Origin of the sequence: Kineosporia sp. R_H_3 (genome assembly GCF_002198675.1) — a bacterium.
Classification (GTDB): Bacteria; Actinomycetota; Actinomycetes; order Actinomycetales; family Kineosporiaceae; genus R-H-3.
This window is the reverse complement of the sequence record NZ_MWLL01000188.1, coordinates 1-6,600: the sequence shown is the minus strand read 5'-3', so window position 1 is coordinate 6,600 and position 6,600 is coordinate 1. Positions and strand designations below refer to the sequence as shown.

Below are 6,600 nucleotides of genomic sequence, written 5' to 3'. Positions count from 1 at the left end.
GTCCTCACCGCGACCCTGGCCCTCGCCGGCTGCGGGTCGTCGTCCGGCAGCGCCGGGAGCGCCGTCACCGCCGTCGACGGCGTGAAGCACATCGGCGTCGACGCGTTCGCGTCCCTGGCCTCGACGCCGTCGGTCGTCGTCCTCGACGTCCGCACGCCCGCCGAGTTCGCGACCGGTCACCTGCCGGACGCCGTCAACGTCGACTTCAACGCCGGGGACTTCGTCGCGCAGATGCAGGCGCTCGACCACGCGAAGACCTACGCCGTCTACTGCCACAGCGGGAACCGCTCCGGCCAGGCACTCGAAGCGATGCAGGCGGACGGGTTCGGCCACGTCGCCGACCTCGAGGGCGGGATCACCGCCTGGACCCAGGCCGGCCGGACCGTCGTCACCTCCTAGGCCGGGCGGGCGACGCACACTGGACTACATACCCCCCGGGGTATACGATCGATCCAAGACCACAGGACAACGGCCCCGTCCGGGCCGGGAGAAGGAGACACCTCTCATGTGCAGCCCCGCCGTCTGCCCCCGCTGCCGCAAGGTCACCTGGACCGGCTGCGGCATGCACGTCGACCAGGTCATGGCGAGCGTCCCGCGCGACAAGCAGTGCACCTGCCGCTGAGCCGGTCCCGCTCCCGCCGAACCACACGCTGAAGCACCGCCCGCACCACACGACGACCCGGCGTCCACCCCGGGCCGCTCCTGCCGCCACACCGAACACCCCAGGCAAAGGAGCCTGAACATGGCCCGCATCGTCGTCCTCGGAGCCGGCATCTCCGGCCACACGGCGGCCCTCCACCTGCGCAGGCTCCTGCCGAAGCAGCACGAGGTCGTCGTCGTCTCACCGAACTCGAAGTGGAACTGGATCCCCTCGAACATCTGGGTCGGCGTCGGCCGGATGACGAGCGAGCAGGTGACGTTCCCGCTGGCACCCGTGTACAAGCGCAAGGGGATCACCTACGTCCAGGCCAAGGCCGTCGCCGTCCGGCCGGAGGGGACGGACGACGACCCCACCGGATGCGTCGACGTCGTCCACACCTCGCCCGAGCGCTCCGGCCAGGAGGAGCAGCTCCGCTACGACTACCTCGTCAACGCCACCGGCCCGCGACTGAACTTCGCCGCGACACCGGGACTCGGCCCGGACGGCGGGAACTCGTTGTCCGTCTGCACGCCCAGCCACGCCGAGGAGACGGCCGGCGCCCTCACCGAGGTCGTCGCCAAGCTCCGCGCGGGGCACCCGCAGCGGATCGTCATCGGCATGGGCCACGGGATGTGCACCTGCGAGGGCGCCGCCTTCGAGTACACCTTCAACGTCGAGCACGAGCTGCGGACGGCCGGGGTGCGCGACCTCGCCGAGATCGTCTACCTGAGCAACGAGAACGAGCTGGGCGACTTCGGCGTCGGCGGGATGTCGTTCGCGCAGCAGGGCTTCGTCACGTCGAGCCAGACGTGGACCGAGTCGCTGTTCCGCGAGCGCGGCGTCAAGGCGATCCTGCGCGCGCACGTCGAGCGGGTCGAGCCCGGCGTCGTCCACTACGAGACGCTCGACGGCGAGCGGCACGAGCTGTCCTTCGACTTCGCGATGCTGCTCCCGCCGTTCCGGGGCGCCGACCTCAAGGCCTACGACCGGGCGGGGGCGGACATCACCGAACGGCTCTTCGCGCCGAACGGCTTCACGAAGGTCGACGCGGACTACACCGCCAAGCCGTTCGAGGAGTGGCGCGCCGAGGACTGGCCCTCCACGTACGTCACCCAGGCCTACCCGAACGTCTTCGCGGTCGGCATCGCGTTCGCGCCGCCGCACGCGATCTCCCGCCCGCGCACGAGCCCGAACGGTACGGTCATCGCCCCCGCGCCGCCGCGCACCGGTATGCCGTCCGGCGTCATGGGCCGGCAGGTCGCGCGGTCGATCGCCGACATGGTGCGTTCCGGCGCCGCGGTCCCGACGCACACCGCCTCCATGGCGCACATGGGTGCCGCCTGCATCGCCTCGGCCGGCGCGGGTCTGCGGACCGGCACCGCCGCCGCGATGACGATGTACCCCGTCGTGCCCGACCCCGTGAAGTACCCCGAGACCGGGCGCAGCCTCAAGGACACGTACGGCGAGATCGGCCTGGGCGCGCACTGGATCAAGCACCTGCTGCACTTCCTGTTCATCTACAAGGCGAAGGCCCGGCCCGGCTGGGCGTTCATCCCCGAGTGACCGCACGCCCGAACGAGCCGAACGACCCCGGCCGGCCAGGCCGGTCCGCCCGACCCCACAGGAGGACGTCATGAGCGACGTCGACGACCGCATCGCCACCGCGCCGATGCCCACCGCGAAGACCCTGCGACGGCGGCACTCGCTGCCGATCCAGCTGTGGCGCTTCGCCGTGGTCAACGTGCGCATGATCCGGATGATCGGCAAGGGGCACTGACCGCGATGTCCGAGCAGCCCGAGCAGGGGGCCGGGCCGGTCCGTCGGTCCATGGACCCCGTTGCGCAGAAGGAGATCACCTCACGCCTGCGCCGTGCCCGCGGCCAGGTCGAGGGGGTCATCGCCATGATCGAGAGCGGCCGCTCCTGCCGGGAGGTCGCGACGCAGCTCGCCGCGGCCTCCAAGGCGCTGGACCGGGCCGGCTACAAGCTCGTCGCCGCGAGCCTGGCCGAGTGCCTGCTCACCGACGAGGCAGACCGGGACATGACGCCCGAGGAGATCGAGAAGCTGTTCATCTCGCTCGCCTGAGTACGCTTGTCCGGACACGGCGGCGCACGGCCGCCCGGCACGGACAGGAGCACGGTGCCCGCGGACCCCGGCGCACGCCCGCTCGACCGGCAGGACCCGCTGCCGCTGTGGGCCCAGCTGCAGCGTGACCTGTCCCGACGCCTCACCGCTGGGGACTTCGCGACCGCGTTCCCCGGCGAGCTCGACATCGCCCGGGGGTACGACGTCTCCCGGCACACCGTGCGGGAGGCGCTGCGCCGGCTGCGCGAGGCCGGGGTGCTGGACTCCGCGCGCGGCCGCCCGACCCAGGTCCGGGCCGCCATCGAGCAGCCGCTCGGCAGCCTGTACTCGCTCTTCCGCGAGGTCGAGAACCGCGGCATGACCCAGACGAGCGAGATCCTCGACCAGTCGCTGACGACGGACGCCGAGGCCGCGGCCGCACTCGGCCTGCCGGAGCGGGCGCGGCTGTTCCACCTCGAACGCGTCCGGCTCGCCGACGGGGTCCCGCTCGCGCACGACCGGGTCTGGCTGCCCGCCTCGCTGGCCGCACCGCTCGTCAAGGCCGACTTCACGCGAGGCGCACTGTACGACGAGCTCGCGGAGCGGTGCGGCGTCCGGGTGACCGGCGGCCGGGAGCGGATCAGCGCGACCGTGCCCGCACCGGCCGAGCGGGCGCTGCTCGCCGTCCCGCGCGGCGTCGCCTGCCTCACCGTCGAGCGCTCGGGCTACGCCGACACCCGCCTCGTCGAGCGGCGCGTCACCGTCGTCCGCGGCGACCGGTGGTCGGTCGTCGCGGACTGGACGGCGCGCGGCTGGTCCGTGGGTGCCGTCGCCGGGCCCGGCTGAGTTCAGGCCAGGCCCTTGAGCATGAGGTTCCAGTAGAGCGTCGGCAGCCCGTACTTCTTGAGCAGGCCGAAGTCCCGATGCTCGTGGGTCGTGTCGAGGATCGGGATGCTCGGCGCGGGCTTGAGGCTGTAGTCGAACTCCGCGAGGAGCATCCTGTCCCGGGCGGTCGTCAGCGGGCACGAGGCGTACCCGTCGTACTCCGCGGACGGCTCCCCGCCGGACATCACCTCCTGCAGGTTCTTCACGAGGACCGGGGCCTGGTGCCGGACGGCGGCCCCGGTCTTCGAGTTCGGCGTCGAGCCCGCGTCACCGAGGCCGAAGACGTTCCCGTACGTCACGTGGCGCAGGGTGTGCTTGTCGAGCGCGACGTACCCCGCCGGGGTGCTCGTGTCCGCGAGCGGGCCCTGCCGCACCCAGTCCGGCGCGGACTGCGGCGGGACGGCGTGGAAGACGTCGTAGCCGATCCGCTCCTTCGTGTCGTTCGCGTTGTCCCTGATGATCACCTCGCGCGCGCCGCCGTCCACCTCGACGACCTCGCTGTTGAAGTGCACGGTGATGCCGTACCGCTCGACGACCTTCTCGAGGATCCGGGCGAACTCGGGGACCCCGAACATCCCCGGCGTCGGCAGCACAAGATGCACGTCGATGTCCTTCAGGACCCCCTGCCGCCGCCAGTAGTCGGCTGCGAGGTAGGCGATCTTCTGGGGCGCCCCCGCGCACTTGATGGCCCCCGCCGGCTGGGCGAACACAGCCGTGCCCCGAGTGGTCGCGCGGACGAAGTCCCACGTGCGCGGCGCGAGCGCGTGGTCGTAGTTGCTCGAGACGCCGTCCCGGCCGAGCGCGCCGGGCAGCCCGGTGATGCCGCCCCAGTTGAGCTGGATGCCCGGGGCCATGACGAGGTACTCGTACCCGACCGTCCGACCGTCCTCGAGCGTGACGGTGCAGGCCTGCGGGTCCACGGCCGCGGCCCGCCCCTGGATCCACGTGACGCCCTTGGGCATCACGGACGACTGGGGCCTGCGCGAGCGGGCCACGTCGGCGAGGCCGCCGCCCACGAGGGTCCACAGCGGCTGGTACCAGTGGTCCTGCGACGGTTCGACCATCGCGACGTCGCGCACCCCCGCGCGGCGCAGCCTGGCCGCGACGGTGACTCCCGCGGAGCCCCCTCCGACGATGACGACACGGTGGCTCGACGTGCTCATGGCGACTCCTTCGGCGGTGGACGTTCAAGGGCAGCACGGCAGACGGGGCGATGAACCGTACGGAATATAGGATGTCCGGACATTCGGAGATGTCAAGAGGTGACTGGTAGCGTGATGCCGCGAGAGGCCGGTCCGCGTCGACCGGCGGTCGTTCCGGCCGTGACGGAGGAGCAGCGTGGACAGCACCGACTGGGACACCCGGTACGCGAGCAGCCAGCTCGTCTGGTCCGCCGGCCCGAACCTCTGGGTCGAGCAGGTCTGCGCCGGACTGCCGGCCGGCACCGCGGTCGACCTCGGCGCCGGCGAGGGCCGCAACGCCCTGTGGCTGGCCGCGAAGGGCTGGCGGGCGACGGCCGTCGACTTCTCCGGCGTCGCCCTCGACCGGGCGCGGCAGCTCGCCGCAGAGCGGCTCGGCGCGGACGCCGACCGGCTGACCACGCAGCGGGCCGACCTCACGACCTTCGAACCGTCGACGACGTACGACCTGGCCCTCGTCGTCTACATCCAGCTCCCGGCGCCGGCCCGGCGCGCGGTGCTCACGAACGCCGCCCGCTGCGTGGCCCCAGGTGGCCGGCTGGTCGTCGTGGCGCACCACAGCGACAACCTCGCCGAGGGCGTCGGCGGCCCGCAGGACCCGGCGGTGCTCTACACCGAGGCCGACGTCCTCGACGACCTCGCAGACGCGTCGGCGCAGAGCGGCTTCGCCGTCGAGCGGGCCGAGCGGGTGCTCCGCCCGGTCGGGGACGGCGACCGTCACGCGGTCGACGCGCTCGTCGTCCTCCGCAGGGGCTGACCCGACCGCCCGGCGTCCGGCGCGCCGGGGGTGCGCGGCAGGGCGGGGAGCGTGACGGTCACGGTGGTGCCCGAGGCCCCGTCGGACGTCACGTCGACGGTGCCGCCGTGCGCCTCGACGAGCCGGGCCACGACGGCGAGGCCGACCCCGGAGCCGGCCACGGCGTGCCGGTCGCGGCCGCGCCAGAACCGTTCCAGCACATGGGGCAGCTCGTCGGGGGCGATCCCCGGCCCGCTGTCCGCGACGACGAGCCGCGCGGTGCCGCTCTCCGCCGGCGCCACCTCGACCCGGACGGTGTCCCCCGGGCGGCAGTGCCGTGCGCAGTTGTCGAGGAGGTTGCCGACGACCTGGTGCCAGCGGTCGGGGTCGAGCGCCACGCGGACGCCGGCCGCGAGGTCCGGGGTCACGACGAGCCTGGCGGCGCGCAGTTGGGGCAGCCGGGCGTCGAGCGCCTCGGCGGTCACGGCGCCGAGGTCGGCCGGGCCCCGGTGCAGACCGGCCGCGGCGGCGTCCGCGGCGGAGAGCTCGGACAGCTCGGCGACGGTGCGGGTCACCCGCAGCGCCTGGTCGTGGAGCCGGGTCAGCGTCTCGCGGTCCGGTTCCACGAGGCCGTCCCGCAGCTCCTCGAGCCCGGCCTGGAGCGCGGTGAGCGGCGTGCGCAGCTCGTGCGCGACGTCCGCGGTCATCTGCCGGCGCAGCCGCTGCTGCTCCGCGACCGCCTGCGCGGCCTGGTCGAAGGCCCCGGCGAGCTCGCCGAGCTCACCGACGCCACGCTCGGCCGGGCGGGCGGTGACGTCGCCGGCCCCGAAGGCCCGCGTCGCGTCGGTGAGCGCGACGAGCGGGCGGGTCAGGAGGCGGACGACGTACCAACCGGCCGCCACGGCGACCCCGACCGCGGCGACCGCCGCGACGAGGATCCACGACCACGCCAGGCGGCGTCCGCCCGCGTCGGCCGCCGGGAACGTGAGGAGCACGGTGCCGACCCGCGCACCGCCGGCGACGACGGGCTCGGTGACCTGCACGCCACCCCCCGCCGTGGCCCCCGTCCCGCTCAT

8 protein-coding genes are annotated in these 6,600 nt (G+C 73.5%); 6 read left to right on the top strand and 2 right to left on the bottom strand.

The window, feature by feature from the left end; all coding sequences use genetic code 11:
• The 5 genes from ECOMGDLI_RS21715 to ECOMGDLI_RS21700 all read left to right on the top strand — a co-directional run.
• A partial coding sequence (locus ECOMGDLI_RS21715; RefSeq protein WP_143447839.1) for a rhodanese-like domain-containing protein occupies positions 1–399 on the top strand: 399 nt, incomplete at its 5' end.
• 343 nt (positions 400–742) lie between these two features.
• Positions 743–2,203, top strand: coding sequence for an NAD(P)/FAD-dependent oxidoreductase (locus tag ECOMGDLI_RS21710; RefSeq protein WP_088318949.1), 1,461 nt, complete (start codon positions 743–745; stop codon positions 2,201–2,203).
• Between the two features lie 70 nt (positions 2,204–2,273).
• On the top strand, positions 2,274–2,417 hold the full coding sequence (locus tag ECOMGDLI_RS35435; RefSeq protein ID WP_198955082.1) for a hypothetical protein: 144 nt from the start codon (positions 2,274–2,276) through the stop codon (positions 2,415–2,417).
• A gap of 50 nt (positions 2,418–2,467) precedes the next feature.
• Positions 2,468–2,725 (top strand): metal-sensitive transcriptional regulator, encoded by a 258-nt coding sequence (locus ECOMGDLI_RS21705; protein ID WP_088287926.1) that lies wholly within the window; start codon positions 2,468–2,470, stop codon positions 2,723–2,725.
• 54 nt (positions 2,726–2,779) lie between these two features.
• A complete protein-coding gene (locus tag ECOMGDLI_RS21700; protein ID WP_233153581.1) occupies positions 2,780–3,550 on the top strand; it encodes a GntR family transcriptional regulator in 771 nt (256 codons plus the stop codon).
• Positions 3,551–3,552: 2 nt separating this feature from the next.
• Here ECOMGDLI_RS21700 and ECOMGDLI_RS21695 read toward each other — a convergent pair whose 3' ends face one another.
• Positions 3,553–4,752, bottom strand: a complete 1,200-nt coding sequence (locus ECOMGDLI_RS21695) for an FAD/NAD(P)-binding oxidoreductase (RefSeq protein WP_088318948.1) — start codon at positions 4,750–4,752, stop codon at positions 3,553–3,555.
• A 175-nt stretch (positions 4,753–4,927) separates the two neighbouring features.
• On the opposite strand from ECOMGDLI_RS21695, the gene ECOMGDLI_RS21690 reads away from it, so the two are divergent.
• Positions 4,928–5,545, top strand: coding sequence for a cyclopropane-fatty-acyl-phospholipid synthase family protein (locus ECOMGDLI_RS21690; RefSeq protein WP_088318947.1), 618 nt, complete (start codon positions 4,928–4,930; stop codon positions 5,543–5,545).
• Here the strand turns inward: ECOMGDLI_RS21690 and ECOMGDLI_RS21685 are convergent.
• The coding region (locus ECOMGDLI_RS21685; protein WP_088318946.1) for a HAMP domain-containing sensor histidine kinase at positions 5,506–6,600 on the bottom strand (1,095 nt) is incomplete at its 5' end. The genes ECOMGDLI_RS21690 and ECOMGDLI_RS21685 overlap by 40 nt on opposite strands.

Excerpts from the sequence above, each read along its gene's own strand:
- ECOMGDLI_RS21710 (WP_088318949.1), top strand. The coding sequence starts at position 743 with ATGGCCCGCATCGTCGTCCTCGGAGCCGGCATCTCCGGCCACACGGCG.
- ECOMGDLI_RS35435 (WP_198955082.1), top strand. The coding sequence starts at position 2,274 with ATGAGCGACGTCGACGACCGCATCGCCACCGCGCCGATGCCCACCGCG.
- ECOMGDLI_RS21705 (WP_088287926.1), top strand. The coding sequence starts at position 2,468 with ATGGACCCCGTTGCGCAGAAGGAGATCACCTCACGCCTGCGCCGTGCC.
- ECOMGDLI_RS21695 (WP_088318948.1), bottom strand. The coding sequence starts at position 4,752 with ATGAGCACGTCGAGCCACCGTGTCGTCATCGTCGGAGGGGGCTCCGCG.